The 23,334-nt window shown below is 76.0% G+C and carries 20 protein-coding genes; 10 read left to right on the plus strand and 10 right to left on the minus strand.

From position 1 onward, the window contains the following. Nucleotides 1–4: 4 nt before the first annotated feature. Genes J4557_RS00075 through J4557_RS00095 form a run of 5 tightly spaced genes read left to right on the plus strand, consistent with a single transcriptional unit; the run spans nt 5 to nt 6,154 of the window. Complete coding sequence (locus J4557_RS00075; RefSeq protein WP_208264218.1) at nt 5–1,138, plus strand: leucine-rich repeat domain-containing protein; 1,134 nt, start codon at nt 5–7, stop codon at nt 1,136–1,138. Continuing rightward, nucleotides 1,135–2,805 (plus strand): ankyrin repeat domain-containing protein, encoded by a 1,671-nt coding sequence (locus J4557_RS00080; RefSeq protein ID WP_208264219.1) that lies wholly within the window; start codon nt 1,135–1,137, stop codon nt 2,803–2,805. Before J4557_RS00075 ends, J4557_RS00080 begins: the two co-directional genes overlap by 4 nt. After that, the gene (locus J4557_RS00085) at nt 2,802–3,992 is read left to right on the plus strand and encodes an AAA family ATPase (RefSeq protein WP_243775065.1); all 1,191 of its coding nucleotides are present in this window, start codon (nt 2,802–2,804) and stop codon (nt 3,990–3,992) included. The genes J4557_RS00080 and J4557_RS00085 overlap by 4 nt, the downstream gene beginning before the upstream one ends. Then, nucleotides 3,989–5,164 (plus strand): vWA domain-containing protein, encoded by a 1,176-nt coding sequence (locus J4557_RS00090; RefSeq protein WP_307799219.1) that lies wholly within the window; start codon nt 3,989–3,991, stop codon nt 5,162–5,164. The genes J4557_RS00085 and J4557_RS00090 overlap by 4 nt, the downstream gene beginning before the upstream one ends. A 51-nt stretch (nt 5,165–5,215) precedes the next feature. After that, nucleotides 5,216–6,154 (plus strand): MBL fold metallo-hydrolase, encoded by a 939-nt coding sequence (locus J4557_RS00095; RefSeq protein WP_208264220.1) that lies wholly within the window; start codon nt 5,216–5,218, stop codon nt 6,152–6,154. Between the two features lie 9 nt (nt 6,155–6,163). On the opposite strand, the gene J4557_RS00100 is transcribed toward J4557_RS00095, so the two are convergent. After that, nucleotides 6,164–7,321: an FAD-dependent monooxygenase gene (locus J4557_RS00100; RefSeq protein WP_208264221.1), complete on the minus strand. Its 1,158-nt coding sequence runs from the start codon at nt 7,319–7,321 to the stop codon at nt 6,164–6,166. Between the two features lie 85 nt (nt 7,322–7,406). Here J4557_RS00100 and J4557_RS00105 point away from each other — a divergent pair, with 85 nt between their 5' ends. Then, nucleotides 7,407–8,012, plus strand: coding sequence for a PadR family transcriptional regulator (locus J4557_RS00105; RefSeq protein WP_243775066.1), 606 nt, complete (start codon nt 7,407–7,409; stop codon nt 8,010–8,012). A gap of 86 nt (nt 8,013–8,098) precedes the next feature. Here the strand turns inward: J4557_RS00105 and J4557_RS00110 are convergent, their stop codons facing one another. The 8 genes from J4557_RS00110 to J4557_RS00145 all read right to left on the minus strand — a co-directional run bounded on the left by J4557_RS00110 (nt 8,099) and on the right by J4557_RS00145 (nt 16,572). Beyond that, nucleotides 8,099–8,443, minus strand: coding sequence for a hypothetical protein (locus tag J4557_RS00110; RefSeq protein ID WP_208264222.1), 345 nt, complete (start codon nt 8,441–8,443; stop codon nt 8,099–8,101). A gap of 48 nt (nt 8,444–8,491) precedes the next feature. Further along, nucleotides 8,492–8,866: a hypothetical protein gene (locus J4557_RS00115; protein WP_208264223.1), complete on the minus strand. Its 375-nt coding sequence runs from the start codon at nt 8,864–8,866 to the stop codon at nt 8,492–8,494. A 223-nt stretch (nt 8,867–9,089) separates the two neighbouring features. Continuing rightward, a complete protein-coding gene (locus J4557_RS50655; RefSeq protein WP_208264224.1) occupies nt 9,090–11,063 on the minus strand; it encodes a YehQ family protein in 1,974 nt (657 codons plus the stop codon). After that, nucleotides 11,060–12,241, minus strand: coding sequence for a VWA domain-containing protein (locus J4557_RS00125; protein WP_208264225.1), 1,182 nt, complete (start codon nt 12,239–12,241; stop codon nt 11,060–11,062). Before J4557_RS00125 ends, J4557_RS50655 begins: the two co-directional genes overlap by 4 nt. Continuing rightward, nucleotides 12,238–14,511, minus strand: a complete 2,274-nt coding sequence (locus J4557_RS00130) for a DUF5682 family protein (protein ID WP_208264226.1) — start codon at nt 14,509–14,511, stop codon at nt 12,238–12,240. The genes J4557_RS00125 and J4557_RS00130 overlap by 4 nt, the downstream gene beginning before the upstream one ends. After that, on the minus strand, nt 14,511–15,605 hold the full coding sequence (locus tag J4557_RS00135) for an AAA family ATPase (protein WP_208264227.1): 1,095 nt from the start codon (nt 15,603–15,605) through the stop codon (nt 14,511–14,513). The genes J4557_RS00130 and J4557_RS00135 overlap by 1 nt, the downstream gene beginning before the upstream one ends. A gap of 162 nt (nt 15,606–15,767) precedes the next feature. Then, nucleotides 15,768–16,046, minus strand: a complete 279-nt coding sequence (locus J4557_RS00140; protein WP_208264228.1) for a hypothetical protein — start codon at nt 16,044–16,046, stop codon at nt 15,768–15,770. After that, nucleotides 16,036–16,572, minus strand: a complete 537-nt coding sequence (locus J4557_RS00145; protein WP_208264229.1) for an RNA polymerase sigma factor — start codon at nt 16,570–16,572, stop codon at nt 16,036–16,038. Before J4557_RS00145 ends, J4557_RS00140 begins: the two co-directional genes overlap by 11 nt. A 251-nt stretch (nt 16,573–16,823) precedes the next feature. Between J4557_RS00145 and J4557_RS00150 the strand changes: the two genes are divergently transcribed. From J4557_RS00150 to J4557_RS00165, 4 genes are all read left to right on the plus strand, one after another. After that, nucleotides 16,824–18,029 (plus strand): helix-turn-helix domain-containing protein, encoded by a 1,206-nt coding sequence (locus tag J4557_RS00150; protein WP_208264230.1) that lies wholly within the window; start codon nt 16,824–16,826, stop codon nt 18,027–18,029. Nucleotides 18,030–18,120: 91 nt separating this feature from the next. Beyond that, on the plus strand, nt 18,121–18,375 hold the full coding sequence (locus J4557_RS00155; RefSeq protein ID WP_208264231.1) for a hypothetical protein: 255 nt from the start codon (nt 18,121–18,123) through the stop codon (nt 18,373–18,375). Beyond that, a complete protein-coding gene (locus tag J4557_RS00160; RefSeq protein ID WP_208264232.1) occupies nt 18,372–19,814 on the plus strand; it encodes a cystathionine gamma-lyase in 1,443 nt (480 codons plus the stop codon). The genes J4557_RS00155 and J4557_RS00160 overlap by 4 nt, the downstream gene beginning before the upstream one ends. Before the next feature lie 112 nt (nt 19,815–19,926). Next, the gene (locus J4557_RS00165; RefSeq protein ID WP_243775067.1) at nt 19,927–21,105 is read left to right on the plus strand and encodes a hypothetical protein; all 1,179 of its coding nucleotides are present in this window, start codon (nt 19,927–19,929) and stop codon (nt 21,103–21,105) included. Here the strand turns inward: J4557_RS00165 and J4557_RS51445 are convergent. Further along, nucleotides 21,098–23,326: a DUF4132 domain-containing protein gene (locus J4557_RS51445; RefSeq protein ID WP_208264234.1), complete on the minus strand. Its 2,229-nt coding sequence runs from the start codon at nt 23,324–23,326 to the stop codon at nt 21,098–21,100. The two genes, J4557_RS00165 and J4557_RS51445, sit on opposite strands and share 8 nt — an antisense overlap. Nucleotides 23,327–23,334 lie beyond the last annotated feature (8 nt).

Consider the following 23,334-nt stretch of genomic DNA (forward strand, 5'->3'; position numbering starts at 1 on the left):
CAGCATGGAGCCGACCCCCGTACGCTGCCCCGCGATCGAGCACCCGGACGTGCCGCCCGCCGACCCGGCCGCGCTCGCGCCGCTGCTGGCGCGGCTCGCCGACGCGACGCCGGTCGGCGGCGACGAGGCGTTCCCGGTCGGGACGCTGCGCGGCGACGGCCGGGTGGACCTGTGCAAGCAGGGGCTCGGCGCGGCGGGGGTGGCGCGGCTCGTCCCGGCGGCCGTCGCGTCGCCGCACGCGGTGCACCTGCTGCTCGGGACGAACGCGATGGGCGGCGAGGGCGCGCGGGCGATCGCGTCGGCGCTGGAGCCGGGCCATGGCGTCCGGACGCTCTACCTGGGCTGCAACCGCATCGACGGCGACGGCGCGGCGGTGCTCGCGGACCGGCTCGCGTCCGACGGCGAGGTGCGCGCGCTGTGGCTGAAGCGCAACCCGGTCGGCGACGCGGGCGCGCGGGCGCTCGCCGCGATGCTGCGCCGCAACGCGGCGATCCGGACGCTCGACCTGGTCAACACCGGTCTCGGCATGGAGGGCCTGCGCGCGCTGCTCGACGCGCTCGTGGACCGGGACGCGCCGCTGGAGCGGCTGTTCCTCGGCGGCAACGGCATCGGCCCGGACGCGGCGGACCTGCTGGCCGCGCTGGTCCGCGACGCGGGCGTCCGCGAGCTGTACGCGCCCGCCAACCACCTCGGCGACCGCGGCGCCGCGGTGCTGGCCTCGGCCGCCGCGGCGGCGGGGCGGCCCGTCCGGTTCGGGCTCGGCGGCAACGGCGTCGGTCCGGACGGCGCGCGGTCGCTGGCCGGGGCGCTGGGCGCGCTCGAGGCGCTGGACCTGAGCCGTCCGCCGTCGGAGCGGGCGCTCGGCGCGCCGCCCAACGCCACCGGCGACGAGGGCGCGGCGGCGCTCGCGGCGGCGCTGCCCGGCAGCCCGCTGCGCCGGCTCGGGCTGAGCCACACCGGCCTCACGGGACGCGGCGCGAAGACGCTGCTGGCGGGCGTCGGCGCGGAGAGCCGGCTGGAGTACGTGGGTCTCGGCCCCGGCGTCCCGCGCAAGGTGAAGCGCGCGTTCGCGCAGCGGCTGCGCCCGGCGGCCCGCCCGCACCCCGACGTGCACGCGATCGCGAGCGTCTACCGTTGACGCCCCCAGACCGGGGCATGTCCTTCCCCGACTCCCTGCATGCGTGGCGGGAGGCCCGACGGTACGGGGTGTCCCGCGGGCGGATCGACCGGGCCGCCGAGCGGCGGCTGGCCGGGGACTGGCGGGGCGCCTGCGCGGCGGCAAACGTCGACGTCGCGTTCGATCCGGCGGAGGTCGCCTGCCAGTTCGGCGCGGACGTGCTGGCCCGGCTCGAGAACGACCTGCGCCACCTCGTCCCCGATCTGCTGCACTGGCACCTGCCCCGGGACGTGACCGGTCACGGCGGCCTCACCCCGCTGACGTCCTGGTTCCGGGCCGTCCTTGGCAGGTACGGGACGGGCCGGCCCGGGCCCGTCCCGGTGCTCACCGTCTCGGCGCCGCCCGCGCCGTCGGCACCGCAGCGGCCGGCCTTGAAGTTCGGCACCACCGCGGGGCAGGACGCGGACTGGTCGGTCGCCCGGTACCTGTTCGACGACCGACACCACCACGGGCTGCTCGGCCACTACGGCGGCGACGTTCGCGCGCCCTTCTTCGCTGCGGACGGCACCCCACGCGACCCCGCCGAGCTACCGGCGTCCGAGCCGGACGCCGACGACCGCGCGGCCCGCGGCGAGTGGGCCGCGCTGCTCGCCGAACGGCTGGCCGGCGGCGACGAGGCCACGGCCGCAGCCTTCTCCGCCGTCGGCATCGGCGTGATCGTGGAGGAGCGGCCCGGCGGGCGCTCGACCGAGCAGCAGTGGTCTCGGCTCGCCAAGCTGGCCGGATGCGCGCCCATGCTCGCGCACCAGATCGAGCGCGTGACCCGCGGCGGCGCGGCGTCCCTGACGATCCGCCTGCCCGGGCGCGGCTTCGGCCTGCACGTTGAGGCGGGGGGACGGCACCGGCGCCCGCTGATATGGGTGGCGTCCGGGGAGGAGTTCAGGCGGCGCCGCTGGGCTCCGGGCTGCTGGCATGCCCTTCCCGACCTCGCCCTGCTGCGCGCCGGGCTGGTCGCGCCGGACGAACTGCATCCCCTCGTGCGGTCGGCGCTATTCCCCGCGTACCCGGCCCCGGACCGGCCGGCCGGGCCGCCGCTCCCGGAGCCGCCACCGCCCGTGCGGGTGCGGTGCCGGGGCGAGTGGCACATGGTGCGCTCGCGCGGGGGCCGCCTGGAGATCCCGCATGGTGACGAGGAGCGGCGCCGGGAGCTGGCGCTCGGGGCGTTCGGCGGCACCGTGAACGGCTGCTTCGGCGCCCAGCGGACCTGGACGGCGGGAACGGGCTGGCTGCCGCGCGTGCTGCGCGCGCACCGCCGGGAGGTGTTCCTGCGGGCGGCGTACGGCGACACCGACGGTGTCCTGCGGCTGCTGGACGCGGGGCTCGACCCGGGCGTCCGCGACGGGCGGCGGTGGACGCTGCTGCACGCCCTCCACACGATGGACCACGAGGTGCTGCTGCCGCGGCTGCTGGACGAGGGCCTGGACGTCGACGCCACCGAGCAGGACGGATGCACGCCGCTCCTCCTCGCGGTGCTGAACCACGGCTCGCCCGCCGTCGTGCGGGCGCTGCTGGACGCGGGGGCGAGCACGGAGGCGCCGGGCGGCGCCGCGCGGGCGGTCGGCCGCCCGCGCACGCTGGCGACGGCGATCAAGCGGGCGAAACGCAAGGATCTGGAGTTCCTGCTTTGACCACGGAGACCGTGACGGGGCCGCTCGACGCGGCGGACGAGCTGAACCGGCGGGCCGGCGCCTGGCGGGCCGAGCCGGCGCGCAGCGTGCAGCTGGAGGCGCTCGCGCTGGCGGTGTCGGCGAACATCCCGGTGCTGCTGTGGGGCGAGCCTGGCATCGGCAAGTCCGCGGGCATGGAGCGGCTCGCGGAGAACCTCGGGGTGCCGCTGGAGACGGTCATCGCGAGCGTGCACGAGCCGTCCGACTTCGCCGGGCTGCCGATCATCGGGGACGACCCGGCCGCGACCGGAGTGCCGATGGCGCCGCCGGACTGGGCGGTGCGGCTCGCGGCCGCGGGCCGCGGCGTCGTGTTCTTCGACGAGCTGTCGTCGGCGCCGCCGGCGGTGCAGGCGGCGCTGCTGCGGGTCGTGCTGGAGCGGCGGGTCGGCAGCCTGCGGCTGCCCGCGCCGGTCCGGGTCGTCGCGGCGGCGAACCCGCCGGCGAGCGCGGCGGACGGCTGGCACCTGTCGCCGCCGCTGGCGAACCGGTTCGTCCACCTGCACTGGACGCACGACCCCCGCACGGTGGCGCGCGGGATGGCGGGCACGTGGCCGGAGCTGACCGTCCCGCTGGTGGACGGGACGAAGGTGTCCGCCGCGATCGCCCGCGCGCGCGGCGCGGTCTCCGGGTTCCTCACCGCGCGTCCGGGTCTGGCGCACCACCTGCCGGAGGACGCCGAGGCGCGCGGCGGCGCGTGGCCCTCGCCGCGCAGCTGGGAGATGGCGCTGCGGCTGCTGGCCACCGGGTACGCGACGGACGCCGGGCAGGACGCGGTGGCCGCCGCGGTGATCGGCGCGATCGGCGACGGCGCCGGCATCGAGCTGCTCGCCTACCTGGAGGAGCTGGACCTGCCCGACCCCGACCGGGTGCTGGCCGACCCGAAGGCGTTCGCGCTGCCCGAGCGCGGCGACCGGCAGCTCGCGTTCCTGACCGCGGTGGTCTCCTCGGTGCAGGGCGACTGCACCCGCAGGCGGTGGGAGGCGGGCTGGGAGGTGCTGGCGAAGGCGGTCGACGCGGGCGTCCCGGACGTGGCGGCGCGCGCCGCGTCGGACCTGGCGGCGCTGCGCGACGTGCGCTGGCCGGTGCCGCCGGGGATCGACGCGTTCCTCGACATCCTGCAGCTGTCCGGCGCCCTGCCCGGCGCGTGACCGCCGTGCTGGACCGGACGAAGCTGCTCGCCGCCCGCTACAAGGCCGCCGGGGACCGCCCCTACCTGGCGTCCGCGCTGTACTCGCTGACGGTCGTGCCGAGCGACCGCGTGCCGACGATGGGCGTCGACCGGCACTGGCGGTGCTACGTCTCCCCCGCGTTCGTGGACGCCACGCCCGTCGAGGAGCTGGCGGGCGTGTGGATCCACGAGGCGGCGCACCTGCTGCGCGACCACCACGGCCGCGCGTCCCGGCTCTCCGCCGCCGACCAGCGCGACCGCGGGCGGGTCAACATCGCGCAGGACTGCGAGATCAACGACGACCTGCTCGCCGACGGGCTGCCGCTGCCCGCCGGGCGGGTGCACCCCCGCGACTTCGGGCTGCCCGACGGCCGGATGTTCGAGGAGTACCTGAAGGGCGTCCCCCCGCAGCCGCACCACGACTGCGGATCGGGCGCGCACGGCGTCGCGATGCCCTGGGAGCTGGACGCGGCGGGCGCGCCGTCGGTCCGCGCGACCGAGGCGGAGGCGCTGCGGCGCGCGACGGCCCAGGCGATGCGCGCGCACCAGCGGGCGCGCGGGCACCTACCCGCCGGGTGGCGGCGGTGGGCGGACCAGGTCCTCGAACCGGTCGTGGACTGGCGGCGGGTGCTGGCGGGCGCGGTGCGGGAGGCGGTCGCGTGGGCGGGCGGCGCCGTCGACTACACCTACCGGCGGCCGTCGCGCCGCACCCCGGCGCTGCGCGGCGCGGTGCTGCCGAGCCTGCGCCGCCCGGTCCCCCGCGTCGCGATCGTCATCGACACGTCGGGGTCGATGGGCGAGGGCGAGCTGGCGGCGGCGCTCGCGGAGGTCAACGGGGTGCTGCGGGAGGTCGGCGTCCGCGGCGAGCGGCTGAGCGTGCTGGCCTGCGACGCCGACGTGCACGCGGTGTCGCGGGTGGCGTCGGCCGAGCAGGTCGAGCTCGGCGGGGGCGGCGGCACCGACATGCGGGTCGGGATCGCGCGGGCGCTCGCGCAGCGCGACCGCCCGCAGGTGGTGATCGTCCTCACCGACGGCTACACGCCGTGGCCCGCGGAGTCCCCGTCCTGCCGGCTGATCGCCGCGCTGGTCGGCGACGGCGCGCCCGACCCGCCCCGGTGGGTGGAGACGATCCGGATCGACCGGGACGTCTAGCGCCTCGCGAGGAGGGGCTCGTAGGGTACGTCCGACGATCTGGAGGAACCGATGAGCGACGTGCCCGGACGCGACGGCCACGGCGAGCCCCGGCTCGAGGAGGTGTCGGACGGCGTGTTCGCCTACCTCCAGCCGGACGGCACCTGGTGGATCAACAACACCGGCTTCCTGACCGCCGAGCGGGGCGTGATCAGCGTCGACGCGTGCTCGACCGAGCGCCGCACCCGCGCCTACCTGGACGCGATCCGGACCGTCACCGACCGGCCCGTCCGGACGCTGGTGAACACCCACCACCACGGCGACCACACGTTCGGCAACTACCTGTTCTCCGGCGCCACCATCGTCGGGCACGAGCGGACCCGCGAGAGCGCGCTCGCGTGGGGGCGGCCGTTCGACGAGCCGTTCTGGACGAAGGTGGAGTGGGGCGGCGTCGAGGTCGAGCCGCCGTTCCTCACCTACACCGACGGCGTGACGCTGTGGGCCGGCGACCTGCGCTGCGAGGTCCGGCACGTCGGCACCGCCGCGCACACCACCAACGACTCGATCGTTTGGATCCCGGAGCGCCGCGTGCTGTTCTGCGGCGACCTGCTGTTCAACGGCGGCACCCCGTTCGTCATGCAGGGCTCGGTGGCGGGCGCGATCCGGGTGCTGGAGGAGGTCGTCGCGCCGCTGGACGCGGCGACGATCGTCCCGGGCCACGGCCCCGTCGCGGGCCCGGAGCTGATCGGCCGCGTCCTCGGCTACCTGCGGTTCGTGCAGGCGACGGCGGCGGAGGGCAAGGCCGCCGGGCTGTCCCCGCTGGAGGCCGCCCGGGAGGCCGACCTCGGCGACCACGCGGAGCTGACCGACGCCGAGCGCATCGTCGGCAACCTGCACCGGGCGTACGCCGAGCTGGACGGCCTGGAGCCGGGCGGCGAGATCGACGCCGCGACGGCCCTGCTGGAGATGGTCGACTACAACGGCGGCCGCCCCCTGACCTGCCGCGCCTGACGGCCCCGCTCAGGCGGTGACGCGCTCGTCCCAGTCGACGCGGAACCGCTGCACGAACCCGAACATCCGCTCCGGGTCGACCGGGCCGGCGGGCCCGCCGGCCGACTTCTCCTTGTTCGTCCGCGCGGCCGCGGCGGCGATCGCCTCGACGCGGGGGCGCCGCAGGTTTTCGTAGGCGGTGAAGGCGGCGGACGGGCCGGGCAGGTCGCGCAGGCAGCGGGCGAGTTCGAGCGCGCTCTCGATCGCCAGCGACGCGCCCTGCCCGGAGCTGGGCGACGGCGCGTGCGCGGAGTCGCCGACGAGGACCATGCGGCCGCGGTGCCAGCGCGGGACGGGCGGCATGATGTCGATGCCGCCGAGGACGAACAGGTCCTCGGCGCCGCTGTGCCGGAGCAGCGCGGCGCCGGGGTCGTCGTCGGCGTGCAGGGCGCGGAGCCGCTCCAGCCATTCGGCGGGCGGCGTGGTCCGCGACGCGTACGCGGCGGCCGCGTCGGGTTCGGGGATGTTGCTGAACCACGCGACCCGGCCGTCCGGCATCCCCCAGTAGCCGAGGAAGGCGCGGGCGCCGAACGCGAAGTACATGAGGTCGGGGTCGGGGGTCACGCCGCTGCCGGACGCGAACCCGCCGAGCCCGATGAGCCCGGTGTACTCGGGGTCCGGGGCGGCGGGGTCGATGAGGCCGCGCACGGTGGAGCGGATGCCGTCCGCGCCGACCAGGACGTCGGCGGTGGCGGTGGTGCCGTCGTCGAACCGCGCGGTGACGCCGCCCGCGGTCTCCTCCGCGCCGGTGAGCCGCTTCCCGTACTCGGTCCGCACGCCGTTCGCGGCGGCGTGGTCGTGCAGGACGCGGTTCAGGTCGGCCCTGGCGAGGACGTGGCTCGCGGGCAGGCCGGGCAGCCCGCCGAACTCGGCGAACCGGTTGCCCTTGCCGTCGCCCATCACCATGCCGGGGACCGGGCGGCCCGCGGCCCGCACCGCGTCGGCGGCGCCGATCAGCTCCAGCGCGTTGAGGCCGTTCGGTGCGACGGTCAGCGCGGCGCCGCCGTCCTGCTCGGCGGGGTGGGCCTCGTACACGGTCGCGTCGATGCCCGCCTTGCGCAGGGCCAGGGCCGTCACCGGGCCCGCGATGCCGCCGCCGATCACCAGGGCCGTCCGTACCGGGGTCATGCCGTCTCCTCGGGTCGTCATGGCTCGATAGTCACACTGAAACTAGTCGCATGTCAACTAGTGCGAACGAGGCTAGTATCGGCGCATGAGCTCACCCGTCCGCCGTTCGCCGCTGGCCCTGACCGTGCTGGCCCTGCTGCACAACCGGCCGCTGCACCCCTACGGGATCCAGCGGCTGATCAAGGAATGGGGCAAGGAGCAGGTCGTCAACGTCGAGCAGCGCGCGAGCCTGTACCGGACGATCGACCGGCTCAACGCGGCCGGGCTGATCGCCGTCCGGCAGACCGAGCGCGGCAGCCAGTACCCGGAGCGGACCGTCTACGAGGTGACCGGGGCGGGGCGGGAGGCGGCGCGGACCTGGCTCCGCGAGATGGTCGCCGCGCCGAAGCGGGAGTTCCCCGAGTTCCCGGCGGCGGTGTCGAACATGATGCTGCTGCCGCCGGAGGAGCTGCTGGAGGTGCTGGAGGAGCGGCTGCGGGCGCTGGAGGCGGACGTCGCCGCGCTGGACGCGGGCCTCGGCGAGGAGGAGGCGATGGGCCTGCCGCGCGTCACCATGCTGGAGACCGAGTACCTGCGGGCGGTCACCGCCGCCGAGGCCGGCTGGGTGCGCTCGGTCGTGGACGACCTGCGCACGGGAAGGCTCACCTGGAGCGAGGAGATGCTCGCCGCGTTCGACGACGGCGCCCGATGACGGCGCGGCGGGAGCGGTGAAGGCGGGAGCGACGCGGAGGAGGGGTGCGGCGCCGAGCGCCGCACCCCTCCCCTACCTGCCGGCGGTCAGACGCGGCCCGCGTCCGTGATGGACACGATGGACGCGGTCTTGAGCTTCACGTGGCCCTTGCCGTTGGCCTTCACGTTCGCACTGTAGGTCTTGTACGTCCAGCCCAGGCTGTACTTGATCTTCAGCTTGTGGGTCGTCTTGCACCGGTTGTGCCAGTACACCGTGACCGAGGTGTTGCCGTCGCCCCAGGACCAGGCGAAGCAGCCGGCGACGCCGCGGTGCACGGACGCCGAGGCGGGGGCGGCGCCGACGCTCGCGCCGAGCCCGGCGGTCGCGACGGCGGCGGTGGCGATGACGGCGGCGCGGGTGCGCAGGCCGGTCCTACCCGAACGCACGGACATGGAAGATCCTCCTCGTTGACGAGTTCCGGTCGTGGTCGGAGCGGCGGGTCAGCAGGAGCCCTTGGACAGGATGCTGACCTTGTACGGCATGCTGTTGCCGATCTTCTTGTGGCCCTTGGTCTTGGCCGGGGCGACGAAGCACTTGCTGAAGTAGGTGCCGTTCGAGCGCCGGAAGTCCAGCCAGACGGCGCGCTTCTGGGAGCAGTGGTTGTTGTAGTACACGGTCGTGGAGACGTTGCCGTCGCCCCACGAGATGTTGATCTTGCTGCCCTTCGGCGACGCGCAGGACGCGGACTTGTGGTGCGTCGCGGCGGCGGAGACCTTGCCGGACGGGGCCGTCGCGGCGGACGCGGCGGGGGCGCCCGCGAGGGCGGCGGCCACTCCGGCGCCGAGCAGGACGGGAACGATCGTGCGGTACTTCACGTTGCGCCTTTCCGTGGAGTCCAGGGAGCAGGCCCGCGGATTGGTCCTGCCGACAAGGCGGAAACATCTTCCGCAGACGGTCCAAGGCTGGCACTGGACGATCTTCGTTCGCAAGCGATCCGGCGTGTCCCGGCCGCGTCCCGCGCGGCCCGCACCCGGGCGTGTCGCAGCGGCGGCGCTGCTCAGCGCCGCCGCGCGGGCGGCGGATGTGAGATGGGTCTCGTCAGCGGAGTTCGGCGGTCGCCAGCAGGCGGATGTGGGCGGTGGCCCAGGCCTCCGCGGTGCGGTCGGGGTCGTCGGAGCCGACCGTCCCGGCGAGGTCGGCGAGGGCGCCGGCGGCGGCCCGCAGCCCGGTGCGCCGCAGGTCGTCGCCGGCGCGGGCGATCCGGTCGCGCAGCCCGGGCGTGGCGTGCAGCAGCCCGCGGTGCGCGGCCTCGGCGCAGACGTCGAGCGCCGCCCGGACGACGTCGCCGAGGGGGTCGGGCGCGGCGGGGGACGGGCCGTCCAGCACGGCGGCGCCGTCGCCCGGCGCCAGGTCGGGCACGACGGGGCCCGACCCGGTCAGCACCGCGAACGGGTCGATGACGAGCCCGCCCCGGTCGCGGCGGACGGCGCCGGTCACCATGCGGGGCGCGTCGGCCAGCGCGGCGGCGAGCGCGTCGAGCGCGGCCGGACGGTACGGGCCGTGCTCGGCGGACACGACCGCCGTCGTGCCCGCCGCGTCGGCGACGACCGCTTCGAGGCGCTGCGCGCCGGGGTGGTAGCCGACGTCGCGCACCTCGGCGATCTCGACCGCGCGGACGAACTCGGCCTCCACGCGCGGCCGGACCAGGCGGGGCGGCAGCGCGTCCAGCGCGCGCTCCTCGGCCTTCAGGTCGCGGACGAGCAGCCCGGCGGGCAGCCCCTCCCAGGCGTTGCCGAGCGGGGTCACGGTGGTCTTGGCGATCCGTCCGGCGGCGACGCGGACGACCCGTCCGGCGCTCCGGGACGCGCTCTCGGACACGACGTTCGCGGCGGCGAGGGCGCGCAGCGGGGAGCCGAGGATCCGGCGCCCGGCGAGGTCGGCGCCGGTGAGCGCCTCGCCCTCCGGGACGTTCCAGCGGCGCTTGAGCACGAGGACGACGCCGGTGCCGGCGTGCGCGAGGAACAGGTCGGCGGTGCGGACCTCGTCGCTGCCGCCGACGCGGCAGCCGAGCGCGGTGAGCCGGACGCGGCGCAGCGGCGTCTCGGCGGACTCGTCGGTGCCGAGGACCTGCGAGCGGGTGCCGCCGGCGGCGGAGGCGCGGTGCCGCGCGTGCACCTCGGCGATGAGGGCGGCGAACCGCGCGGGGTCGTGGGCGGCGTCGCGCTCGTGGTAGGCGGCGAGCTGCCCGGCGAGGTCGTCCACGGCGCCGGCGGGCCAGTGGAGGTTCCGCGCGGCCAGCTCGCCGGCGGTGCGGCGCAGCGCGGTGGCGAGGACGGGCCCGGCGTGCACGGCGCCCTCCAGCAGGACCTGGTCCACGAGGCGGACGGCCGCGTCGAGCCCGCCGGAGCGGTCCTCGCCCTTCCCGTCGCCGCCGACGTCGAGCCGGACGTCGGCGCCGGTGAGGCCCTGCTCGTCGGCGGCGCGGAACGCCCAGGCGGCCAGCACGGTCATCTCGCCGCGGACGGACGCGACCGCGTCGGTGTGCACGTAGCCGAGCTCGCCCGGCACGAGGAACCGGACGGTGCAGGTCTGGAGCTCGACGCGCGCGACGGGGTCGTCCGGCGTCGGCCGGTGGATCGCGGCGGCGTACCCGGCGCGGTGGGCGCGGCGGGCGGCGGTGAGGGCGCGGCGGCCGAGGACGGCGGCGAGCGCGTCGTCGTCGAACGCCCCGGGCGACCAGTCGGCGACCTCGGCGGCGGCGGGCTCGCCGGCGTCATCCTCGGGGGCGGCGGCACCGGCGGCGTCGCGCTGGTACGCCAGGACGAGGCAGATCTGGTGGCGGCACGTCCCGGTCGCGGCGCAGGTGCAGGTCGCGGCCTCCAGGCCCGCGCCCGCCGCCAGCACCGCCGTGGTCCCGTCGGGGTACCTGCCCTCGACGCCGCCGTCCGGCGCGACGGTCAGCTCCGGGCCGTTGCCCGCGTCGAGGTCCTTCGCGGCGCGCTTGACCAGGCCCCGGTTCGTGAGGGCCGCGAGGGAGTCCGGTGTCAGCGCGAGCAGGTCGGCGCGCGTCACGATCCGATCCTCTCCGCGACGAACTCGGCGAGCCGGCCGGGCGTCATCGCGCCGACGTGCGCGCCGACGGCGGCGAGCCGCCGCCCCATGTCGCGGTCGAAGGCGGGATTGGCGTCCTCGTCGAGCGCGGCGAGGCCGAGCACGCAGGTGCCCTGCTCGACCAGGCGCCGGACCTCCCGGACGAGCCGCCCCGCGTCGCCGCCCTCGTAGAAGTCGCTGATGACGGCGACGATCGCGCGGCGCGGGTTGTCGACGAGGCCGGCGCCGTAGGCGACCGCGCGGGCGATGTCGGTGCCGCCGCCGAGCTGCACCTTCATCAGCAGCTCCGCCGGGTCGGTGACGTCGGACGTCAGGTCCACGACGGCGGTGTCGAACGCGACGAGGTGGGTCCTCAGCCCCGGCAGCCCCCACAGGCACGCGGCGGTGACCGCCGAGTGGATCACCGAGTCGAGCATCGAGCCGGACTGGTCGACCAGCAGGATCATCTGCCACTGCTCGACGTGCCGCCGCGTCCGCGACACGAACCGCGGGTTCTCGATGTAGAGGCGGCGCTCGTCGGGGCGGTAGTGCGCGAGGTTGGCGCGGACCGTGCCGTGGAAGTCGAAGTTGCGGGAGTTGCGGATGCGGCTCGGGCGCCGCGACCGGGTGCCGTGGAACGCCTGCCTGACCTCCGTGGCGAGCTTCTCCATCAGCTCCCGCACCACGGCCTCGACGATCCGCCGCGCGAGCGCGAGGACCTCCGGGTTCATCAGGTGCTTGGTGCGCAGGACGGCGCGCAGCAGCGACCGGTCCGGCTCGATCCGCTCCAGCACGGCCGGGTCGGTGACGATGTCGTGGATCTCGTAGCGCTCGACGGCGTCGCGTTCGAGCCGCTCGATGGTCTCCTTGGGGAACAGCCGGTGCACGTCGTCGAGCCAGTCGACGGTGGTGAGCACGGACTCCCCGTCGCCGCCGGTCCGGTCGCCGGAACGGCCGCCCCCGGACGCGGAGCCGGAGCCCGCGCCGCCGCGGCGGACGCCGCGCCGGGCGAGCTCGGGGTCGCGGCCGTAGAGCCAGTCGAGGGCGCGGTCGCGCGCGGCGGCGTCGGCGCCGAGCGGCCCGGCGGCGCCGCCGGCGGGCGCGCCGAGGATCAGCCGCCAGCGCTCCAGGTCACCGGCGGGGGCCTCGGGTGGGGTCATGGTCGTCCTCCGGTGAGTCCGGCGGCCTCGAGGGCGCGGTCGACGCGCTCCTCCAGGGCGCGCGCTTCGGCGATGACGAGGGGGTCGCGCGGCGCGCGCAGCAGCCCGCGGGCGGACCCGCGCAGGCCGCGGCGGGCCAGCAGCCGCTCGGCGATCGTCTCCCGCTCGCGCGGCGGGAAGAACTCGAACGCCTGCCGCAGCGCGGGCAGCGCGACGAGGAAGTCCTCGTCGGTGAGCGCGCCGACCAGCTCGTCCAGGACGGCGAGGACGGTCCCGCCGGGGTCGAGGACCTCCTGCCTGGCCAGCGCGAACAGCCCGGCGAGCCAGTCGCCGAACACCCGCGGCCCGGCGGCGCCGCGCACCGCGCGGGCGGGGTCGGCGGTGTCGCCGAGCGCCCGGCCGAGGCCGAACGCGGCGCCGCGCAGGTCGGGCGGCGCGTCGGGGGCGGCGGCGACGCGGCCGGCCACGCCGAGCGCCGCGTCCCGGTCGACGCGCAGCGTCCCGGCGGCGTGCAGCAGCGCGTCGCGGGCCGCGGCGAGCGCCCGCAGCCGGGCGCGGTCGGCGGGCGCCGGGCCGCCGCGGATCCCTTCGGCGAGCCACAGGATCCGTTCCGTGCACTCCTCGATGACGGTGCCGAACAGCGGGCTGCGGGCCGTCCCGAGGACGTGGTCGTGCCGCCACAGCCCGAGGACGACGTCCAGCGCGCGGCCGAGCGCGCCGAGGTCGGACGCGCCCGCGATCCCGGCGGCGATGGACGCGGCGATGCGGCCGGACTGCCCGGCGCAGCCGCACAGCGCCGCGTCGAACAGCGACTCCGCGAGCCGCTCGATGTCGCCGCCCGCGGCGGTCGTCCGCTCGTCCAGGGCGGCCGCCGCGGCGTCGCCGAGGGTCGGGCCGTAGGCGCCCGCCTCGATCAGCGCGGCGAGCCGCGCGCCGTCGGGGTCGGACGGGTTGAGCTGCCAGACCTCCTCCAGCACCGGGTCGGCGCCGGTCGCCGGGCCCGACTCGCGCCGTGCGCCGGGGACGCCGAGGACGCGCAGCCGGTGCAGTGCGCGGCTGCGCTCCAGGCCCCGCGCGGCGGTCAGCTTCAGCGTGATCCGGCCGCCGGCCGCGAGGCCGAGCCGTTCCAGCTCGGCGGCGGTGTCGTGGACGAGCGGCGGCGCGGGCGTGTCGGGGTGCAGGCGGCCGACGCGGTTCCCGCTCAGCGCCGCCACCATCTCGGCGACCGCGGGGTGCGCGCCCGGCGCGAGGGGACCGCGCGCCGTCCACGGCAGCCGCTGGTCGAGGTCCTCGCCGACCAGCGCGGACACCAGCCCGTCGAGCAGGTCGGTGCGGGCGGGCGAGCGGTGCCCGCGCAGCCGGGTGAGGCCCTCGGTGAGGGTCCGCGCGGCGATCAGGTCGGCGGTCGACACCACCTGCCTGCGCTCGCGCAGCCGCGTTACGACGGTCTCGGTCAGCGCGGCGGCGGCGCCGTCCGGGCCGTCCTCCCAGAGCCGCTGGTAGTACTCCGGCGACGGCATGCCGGACTGGTAGCCGGTGAACGCGTCGAGCCGCCGGAACGAGTACGGGACGAGGAAGCTGCCGCCCGTCGCGCCCTCCTCCGGCGCGGGGACCTCCGGCCATCCGGTGCCGCCGGTGCGGGCGAGGGCCTCCAGCGCGGGCTTGTGGAACCCGCCGGTCACCACGACGACCGGCCGGTCCCCCGCGTCGGCCCGCGCCGCGCGGACCCACGCGGCCATGTACGACTCGCGCGCGGAGTCCTCGGGCCCCGGCTCCGCTTCGCCGCGCACCAGGTCGAAGTACGCGTCGAGGCGCGCGGGCAGGTCGCCGGCGTCGATCTCGAACAGGTGGTCCCACAGCACGTCGGTGTTGTCGACGGCGAACTCCCGGCACAGCCGCTCGGTGGCGGCGGCGTAGCGGCGCTCGGCGTCGGCGTACCGGTTGCCGCGCTCGGCGAACGCGGGATGCCACGCGGGCAGGTCGATGAACCGCAGCTCCGCGCCGGCGGCCCGGCCCGCGTGGAGCGCCGCCCATTCCGGCGAGTAGTCGCAGAACGGCGACCACGACGCGTGCACCCGCTCGGCGTCCCGGTAGAAGCTGTAGATCGCGATCGGCGGCGTGTGGCCGAGGAGCAGCTCGTCCAGCCGCCCGTTGACGTCGGCGGGGCCCTCGACCAGCACGTACGCGGGGCGCAGCCGCGCGATCGCGTCGCGGACGAGCCGCGCGCACGCCGGGCTGTGGTGCCGGACGCCGATGAACGTGACGGCCATCAGCCGGGCAGCCGGTGCCGGGCCGCGTGCAGCGCCTTCCACTGCTCGCCGTCGCGCCGGGCGGCCTGCTGCTCCAGGTAGCGGCGCAGCCGGGTCAGGTCGTCCGCGCTGTCCTTGGCGGCCGTGCCGGCGAGGCACTCGACGATGTCGGAGGCGCCGCCCGGCTCGCCGCGCAGGAACCAGCCCCGCACGCCGACCGCGTGCGCGACCGACACCGCCTCCGCCGTGCTCATCACGGCCGACAGCCGGTCCATCGGCCGGCCGTCCTCCGTGGTGGCGTTCCGCAGCTCCCGGAACGTGGTGACCAGCACCTCCAGGACGTCCCGGCGCGGCGCGACGCCGACGCCGCTGCGCTCCAGCAGCCGCGCCGCCTCCCGCTCGACCAGGTCAAGCTCGGTCGCGAAGTCGGCGATCGGGAACACCGTCTCGAAGTTGAACCGCCGCTTCAGCGCGGCGCTCATCTCGTTGACGCCGCGGTCGCGGGTGTTCGCGGTCGCGATGACGTTGAACCCCTCCCGCGCGAACACCATCGACTCCGGCCCGGACAGCTCCGGGATGGCGAGGACGCGGTCCGACAGCGGCGACAGCAGCGAGTCCTGCACCTCCAGCGGGCACCGGGTGATCTCCTCGAACCGGACGACCTTCCCCTCGGCCATCCCGGTCAGCAGCGGCGCCGGCACCAGCGACCGCGTCGACGGCCCCTCCGACACCAGCAGCGCGTAGTTCCACGAGTACCTGATCTGGTCCTCGGTCGTCGCCGCGCCGCCCTGGATCGTCAGCGTGGACGTCCCGGACACCGCCGCCGCGATCAGCTCCGACAGCAGCGACTTCGCGGTGCCCGGCTCGCCGACCAGCATCAGCCCGCGGCTCGTGGCGAGGGTGACCAGCGCCCGGTCGATCAGCGCGGTGTCCCCGACGAACTTGCGGGTGACGCCGAGCGCGTCGTCGCCGACGATGAACCGGCGCGCCCCGGTCAGGCTCAGCGCCCAGCCGGGCGGGCGCGGCCCGTCGTCGTGCTCGCGGAGCCGTTCCAGCTCGTCGGCGAACCGCACCTCCGCGGGCGGTCTCTGGTGGTCGGCGGTGTTGTCAGGCATGGTGTCCGTTCCGGGTCAGGCGGCGGGTTCGGTGAGGGCGCCGAGACGCGCCGCGCGGCGGCCCCCACCGCCCGCCCGCGGGAGGTGATCTTCCATGCCGCCCAACGGTAGAGGAGCGCGCCGACAATCCACCGATGTTTCGCGACCTGCCCGGAACGCCGGTCAGCCGGGCCCCGGATGCCTCCCGGTGCTCCGCGCACCGGCCGGGGTTCTCAGTTCGCACACGCCGTCCTCGCACGTCCGCTCGAGGCGGCCCCTGGACAGGGTCTCGGCGAGTGCCATGAACCAGCAGGCCGGGCAGCCCCGCAGCGCCACCAGGCCGACCGGCGCCAGGACCAGCCCGGCGACCCCGATCAGGGGGACGAGCGCGATCGCACCGGCGAGGGCACCGAACCCCACCGCTCCCCGGACCAGATGCCGTCCCAGCGGTTCACCCGCCATGGCCGCCCTCCAGCGCCTCGTGGACCGCCGCCCGCGCCCGGTGCAGCCGCGACTTCATCGCGGGCACGCTCAGCCCGAGCACCCCGGCGGCCGTCCGCCCCGGGACGCCCTGCACGTCCCGCATGATCAGGACGCGCCGCTGGTCCGCGGGCAGCGCGGCGATCGCCGCCGCGACCCGCTCGGCCTCCAGCCGCTGGAGCACGTCGTCCTCCGCCGACGGCACGGCCCCGTCCGGGACCTCCCGGGGCTGGAGCACCGTCCGCGCCCGGCGCAGGCACTCGTTGCGGACGATCCGGAACATCCACGACGCCAGCGCGCCCGACGCCCGCAGCGTCCCGATCTTCCGGTACAGGATGATCAGCGCCTCCTGCGCGGCGTCCTCCGCGTCCTGCGGCGACGCGCACAGCGCGTGCGCGAACCGCCGGACGTGCGGGTGCGACCCCGACACCAGCGCCGCGATGGACTCGGCGTCGCCGCGCTGCGCGGCGACGACCAGCCGCTCCCCCGGCCAGGCCCGCTCAGCCACGCGCCCTCCTCCTGCGCCGCACGACGGTGGCGGTGCACGCGCAGACCAGCACCGCCGCACCCGCGACGGCCGCTGCGATGATCATGATGACCTCCGTTCCCGTGCCGGCCGGTTCACCGGCACGCCCATAGGAGGCGCCGACCCCCCGAAAGGATTCGGCCCGGCCCCGTTTCCGCACGGAAACACCTCCCTGCCGCCGGCCCCTATCCTGCGCGGTCCGGCCTAGCCTGGACGATGAGGGGTGGTCGACCATGGCCGACGACGTCCGCCGCATAGGCGACAACATCCGCGCCGCCCGGCTGTACCGGGGCATGTCGCTCGAAGTGCTCGCCGGGCTCGTGGGACGCACCAAGGGGTGGCTGTCCCGCGTGGAGAACGGGCACCTGCGGCTCGAACGGCGCAGCGACATCCGCGCCCTCGCCGAAGCCCTCCAGGTCTCCCCCTCCGACCTCGTCGGCGAGCCGGTTCCGATCATCCGCCCGAAGGAGCCCGCATACGGTGATGCGGTGCGCCTGCGAGAGGTCCTCCTCGACACCACGCTGGACGACCCGCCGGACGTCCCCGCCCGGCCTCTCGGCGCCCTGACCGAACTGATCGAGGAGCGGATCCGGCGGCAGCGCCGCACGTCGGACTACCCCGGCCTCGGGGTGACGCTGCCGCCGGTGGTTGCGGAGTTGCACGTCCACGCGGCGGTGGGCGACGAGGCGGAGCGGGCGGCGGCGCTGCGGCTGCTGGTGGAGACGTGCACGGCGGCGACGTTCATGCTGCGCAACCTCGGGCAGGTCGACCTGGCCTGGATCGCGGCGGACCGCGCCGGGCACGCCGCCCGCCTGCTCGACGATCCCGTCATGACCGCGGCGGCCGTCTTCGCCCGTGCGCACTCCCGTCCGGCCGCCGCGCTGTCGCGGCCGATGCGGGACGCGGCGCGGACCGCCGGACGGCTGGAGCCGCATCTCGGTGACGACCGCACCGCGCACGAGGTGTACGGCATGCTGCAACTGTCGGCCGCTCTCGCGTGCCAGGTGCAGGCCGACCACGCCGCCGCGGCGCGGCACGTCGAGGAGGCGGAGCGGACCGCCGCGCGGATCGGCGAGCAGCCTGAGTCGTCCCCCGGCGACGGGTGGCAGAGCTTCGGCGCCGCGAACGTCGGGGTCTGGCGCGCGATGCTCGCCGTGGAGGCCGCCGACCCGGAGACGGCCGTGGACGCCGCGTCCCGCGTCGACGTCGAGGCGCTCCCTTCCAGGACCCGCAGGGCCGCGCTCTTCATCGAGAAGGCGCGCGCCTTCTCGATGCTCGGCAAGCCGAGGGAGGCCGTCCGCGAGCTGCGCCAGGCCGAGAAGCACGCGCCGGTGAAGGTCTACAAGAACCCGCTGGTGCGCGACCTCGTTGCCGACCTCCACGACCGCGCCGTCAACCGTGACCTGCGCGGGTTGGCGTGGCGTATGAACCTCGCCTGAGCCCCGGGTTTCGGGGGCGAAACCCCGGGGCGCGAGGTCGTACTTAGCGTGTTCGTCTCGTTACGGAATGCGAGACGGATGCGGAGGGTGCATGAGGCGGGGGTGTTGCGAGCCGCCGGTGCTCTACTCGTGGGACGTGCCGGAGGCGTCGGCGGGCGGGGTGTCGGACGACTGGGCGACGGTGGCGCGGCACGTGGACGCGGCGCTGCGCGGGGTGCCGGGTGGGGCGCGCGGTGTCGTCCGGCGGGTGCGGGTCAGCCTCATCGGGCGCGGCGCGTACATCGACCTCGGTGAGGTCGCGGAGGCGTCGCGGCTGGACGGCGCCGTCGTGTGGACGGCCCGGTGAACGCGCTGCGGTACCTCGACGCGCTGGCGGCCGAGCTCGCCGGGAAGGGGTGGACGGTCGCGCTGCGGTTCGGGGAGCCGCCGCTGCTGCGCGTGTCCCACCGGTCGGCGCCGCGCGTCGGGGAGAGCGTCATGGTGGTGCTCGTGGACGGGACGCCGTGGTTCCGCGACTCGCTGGGACGGCCCCTCGCGCCGTGCTCGGATGTGCGCGCGGCCGGCGCCGTGCTGGGCCGGACGCTGCGGACGATCGCCCGGGGGCGTGTCCGTCCTGGTGGGAGGCGTGCGGGACGATGGTGGCGAGGAAGAGGAGGACGTGTGACGCGCGAGCTTGGGGACGGGACGCTGGCGGTGGGGGCCGGGAGGCCGCCTGCGAGGAAGTACGCGCCGCCGTTGCCGGGGCCGGTCTTCGCGGCGCATTTCCATCTGCCGGGCGAGCCGGTCGGGCCTTACACGTACGGGCGCGACACCAATCCGACATGGACGTTGCTGGAAGCGGCGATCGGGGAACTGGAGGGCGGCGCCGAGGTCGTCTCCTTCTCGTCGGGAATGGCGGCGATCGCGGCGGTCCTGCTGTCGCAGGTGCGTTCCGGTGACGTGGTCGTATTGCCGGACGACTGCTACCAGACGACGCGGGCGCTGAAGGAGCGGCTCGAATCGTACGGGGCGGTCGTGCGGATGGGGCCGACGGCGGGCGACGCGCAGATCGAACTGCTCGACGGCGCCCGGCTCGTGTGGGTGGAGACGCCGTCCAATCCGAATCTGGACGTGTGCGATATCGCCCGGCTGGTGGAGGCGGCGCACGAGGCGGGCGCGCTGGTAGCGGTCGACAACACCCTCGCGACGCCGCTCGGGCAGCGCCCGCTGGACCTCGGCGCGGACTTCTCGGTGGCCAGCGACACCAAGGCGCTGACCGGGCACGGGGACCTGCTCCTCGGGCACGTCGCGACGCGGGACGCGGCGCTGGCGGAGAGCGTGCGGCTGTGGCGCAAGACCGTCGGCGCCATTCCGGGGCCGATGGAGGCGTGGCTTGCGCACCGTTCCCTGGCCACGCTGGAATTGCGGCTGGACCGGCAGGCCGTCAATGCGATGGCGCTCGCGGAGGCGCTGCGGGAACGGCCGGAGGTCGCCGGGCTGCGGTATCCGGGATTGGCTGACGACCCGTCCCACGAGATCGCGGTGAGGCAGATGCGGCGGTTCGGCTGCGTCGTCTCCTTCACGCTGCCGGACGAGGCGTTCGCGGAGCGTTTCCTCGGCGCGATGCGGCTCGTCAACCAGGCGACGAGTTTCGGGTCGGTGCACAGTTCCGCCGAGCGCAGGGGGCGCTGGGGCGGCGACGCCGTGGAACCGGGGTTCGTCCGGTTCTCGGTCGGCGTGGAGAACACCGGCGACCTCGTCGCCGACGTCCTCGCCGCCCTCGACGACGCCGGGAAAACCGAGTGATCCGCGCTGCGGGCGCGCTGTAGCGTGTCCGCCTGTGAGTGACGCGTGGGCTCTTCTCGAGAGCGGAGACATTTCCGGACTGCTGCGGCATCTTCGATTCACTGTCGAGACGATGGAAATGGCGGAGGTCGCACGGCTCATCGAACGCGCGGCGGCCGCGTCGGGCTTCGATGACCTGCGGGATGCGGCCGGGGCGGTGGCCGCCGTGCCCGCCGATCCCCAGCGCCTCTACGATTTCGGTTATGCGTGCATCGAGCGGGGCGTGTCCTTTCTCGCCATTCCGGCGCTGAGGACGGCGCAGGCCGCGGTGCCGGATTCCGCGGCGCTGCTGGGCGAGCTGGTCTCCGCGCTGGAGGACGAGAACCGGCACGCCGATGCCGTCGCCGCGCTGGAGGCGTTTCCCGGTGATCTCGGGGCGTGGCCCGGCCGGTACCTGCTCGCCCACAACGCACTGATGGCCGGTGATCTGGAGCGGTCCGAGCGGGAGGCGGCTCGGCTGCCCGAGCCGGACGACGAGCGGTGGCGTCCCGCGCGGGACCGCCTGCGCGGGACGCTGGCACGGGCGCGGGCCGTCCGGGCCGTGAGTCCGCTGGACCACAGGGACCTGCGGGGATGGCATTTCGCGCTGGGCGGGTCGGTACTGCTGACGCTGTCGCCCTACGGGTTCGAGCAGGGGATGACCGGGCGTTACGCGTTCGTCTCCGACTCCTACGGGGACTGCCGGCGGGCCGTCGACCGGCTCCGCCTGGTCCTGGACGCGGCGGGCCGCCGGCCCCGGGCCGTGGGGTTGCTGGACGACCGGTCCAGCACGATCCTCGGACTGGCGGTGGCGGGCGTGCTCGGCCTGCCCGCCGAGCGGTTCGCCCCAGGGAGTCCCGGTGTTCTGGTGGTCGCCTACGACCTGTCCGAGGCCGGCGCCACGGGGCTGCGGGAGCGGGCCGAGGGCCAGGTGCTGTTCGAGCGCGCGACCCGCTGGACGGATCCTCCGCCGGTGAGCGCCGATGTCAGCGGGTTCCTGCATCAGACGGTGATGCCGCCATGGGGTGAGCGGATGATGGCCGGCGAGGACGGCGAGGTACGGCGCGTTCCGGAGGACCGGCGGCCGGTGGAGGAGCTGGCCGCCGAGATCATGCGGGCCGCCCCGGCGACCGACGGCGGGGACGGCGAGACACCGCCGGACACCGACGAGGGGCTCGCCGCGCTGGTGGCGGCGGTCCGGGCGGAGTGGCTCACCGGTCCCCGCTACGGGGTCCGCTCCCCCGGCCCGGTCGCGAGCTCCCGGTTCATGTGAGGTTCTCCAGGTCGGCGAGGATCTCTGACAGCAGGACCGGGTCGACGGCGGCGAAGCCGTTCCCGACGGGGAGCGCCGGGTCGTACTCGCGGGGCGCGGGCGCGATCCAGACGTGCTCCAGCCTCTGCTCGGGGTGCAGGTCGACGTAGCCGGCCACGATGCCGGGATCGAGCTCGACCACGACGTGGCGGGCGCCGGCGCGGCGGGAGATCCAGCGCTGGACGCCGCCGTCGAGGGCGGCGCCGCGCTCCCAGCCCGTCCGGGTCAGGCCGAGGATCTTCCCGTAGGGCACGCGCAGGCCCTCGAAGCGGGCGAGGCGGCCGTCGCGTCCCTCGCCGTCCGCGAGGGTGAACACGGGCCGGGCGAGCTGCGGGAACGGCTGGACGATCTCGTAGTCGGCGAGCACCTCCGCCCAGGCGGGCAGGGCGTCGCCGAGGAGCAGCGGGTGGGCGATCCGCACGTCCGCGCGGACCTCGAAGGCGTCGTCGCGGACGTCGGCGGGCGTGCGGTCCTCGGCGAGCCGGAACGCGGTGCCGCCGGACGTCCAGACCAGGCGGCGGGCGATGTGCCACATCAGCGGGTGCCGGACGAAGAACGCCGTGAACTCGGCGGGCGTCCAGGTGCGGCCCTCGACCATCGCCGTCTCCAGCCGGGCGATCTGGAGGGACGCGACGGTGCGGACGTCCTTCTTCAGGGCCGTGAACCGCAGGTGGGCGGACGGGTCGCCGTCCGGGCCGGGTTTGGGGAGGGTCTTGCGGCGCTTGCCGTCCTCGCCGATCACGTAGGGCCGGAGCAGCTCGTCGAAGCCGACGGTGAAGCGGCGCGGGCCGTGGTCGAGCGTCATCGTGCCGGTGGCGTCCAGACCGAACGACGGGACCAGCCGGTCGGCGAGCTGCTCGTCGCTCAGCCCCTTGCGCGCGGCGACCTGGCGCAGCTTGGCCTGCGCCTGCCGCTGGAGCCCCTTGTAGCGGCCGCTCCGCGCGATGCCGTCGAGGTGCAGCAGGGCGAGGTCGGTGCCGATCGCGGCGAGCGCGTCGAGGCCGGCGGCGGCGCGGTCGTGACCGGACTGACCGGGCCACTCCTTGATCAGCGGGGTGAGGCGGCGGACGGTCTCGTCGTCGCCGAACCGGCCGAGCGCGGGCAGGACGAACGCGGAGCGGCCCGGCGTCCCGGCGCCGCGCCACGCCTCGAAGAGCGCCCAGGCGAAGGCGGTGAGGGACGCCGGGTCGCACAGCGCGGCGGTCTCCTCGGCGGCCTCGTGCGCGCCGGGGAACGCGTCCGGGCGCAGCGCCATCGCCCACAGGTGGACGAGGGTGCGGGCGGCGCCGGGCGGCAGGCGGCGCCCGTCCCGCAGGACGGGCCGGGGCAGCGCCTCGGTGTCCAGCCAGCGGGGCAGGTCCGGCGGCTTCGGCCGCTCGTGGGCGGGTCCGGCCTGCGCCGGCGCGTCCGCGAGCAGCGCGGCGACGGCCTTCGCGGCCTCCTCGCCGTGCACGCGGGCCGCCCCGGCGACACCGCCCTCGATGGCACCGCCCTCGATGAGGCGCAGCGCGTGGACGGCGTTGCGGCGCGGGCCGACGCGCTTGCCCAGCGCGTCCGGCACCAGGTACGGGACGGCGCCGAGCCCGTGCCGGGCGAACCACGTCCGGGCCAGCTTCTGCGCCGACTTGAGCCGGTAGAGCCAGTCGGCCATCAGCCGGGCGACGTCCGCGCCCAGGAACGGCAGCAGGACGGGCCCGGTCCCGAACGGGTTCGCCCGCGCCATCCGGACCGACACGTCCCACGCCGCCTCCTCGAAGCGCGCGACGATCGGCTTCAGCGAATGGTCGAAGTCCCAGGTCACCGGGGGCGGCTCCCACGCGGCCAGCAGCGGGCGGGCGAGGTCCTCGGGCGCGCTCGCCAGGAACCCGGCCTGGCTCGGGAGGTACATCGACCCGTCGCGGACCTTCTCGGCCTCCCGTTCCCAGTCGCCGTCCGCCCAGGGCCCGCCGTAGGGCCGCATCGCCGCCCACTGCTCGCGCTCCTCCGGCTCCCAGACGATGCGCCGGTCCCCAGGAGGTTCGAGGCCGGGCACGACCGTGTCCCCGGTCCGGTCCCCCGCCGTGGCCTTCGGCGCGGCCTGCTTCCGCAGCCACGGCGGGTCGACGAGGTTCGCGGGCAGCGCGTCGAACGGCGCGTCCGGCACGGCATCGTCCTTCCCGGCGTCCGGTACGGCGTCCTTCACGGCGTTCC

It is taken from the genome of Actinomadura nitritigenes, assembly GCF_017573545.1.
Classification (GTDB): Bacteria; Actinomycetota; Actinomycetes; order Streptosporangiales; family Streptosporangiaceae; genus Spirillospora; species Spirillospora nitritigenes.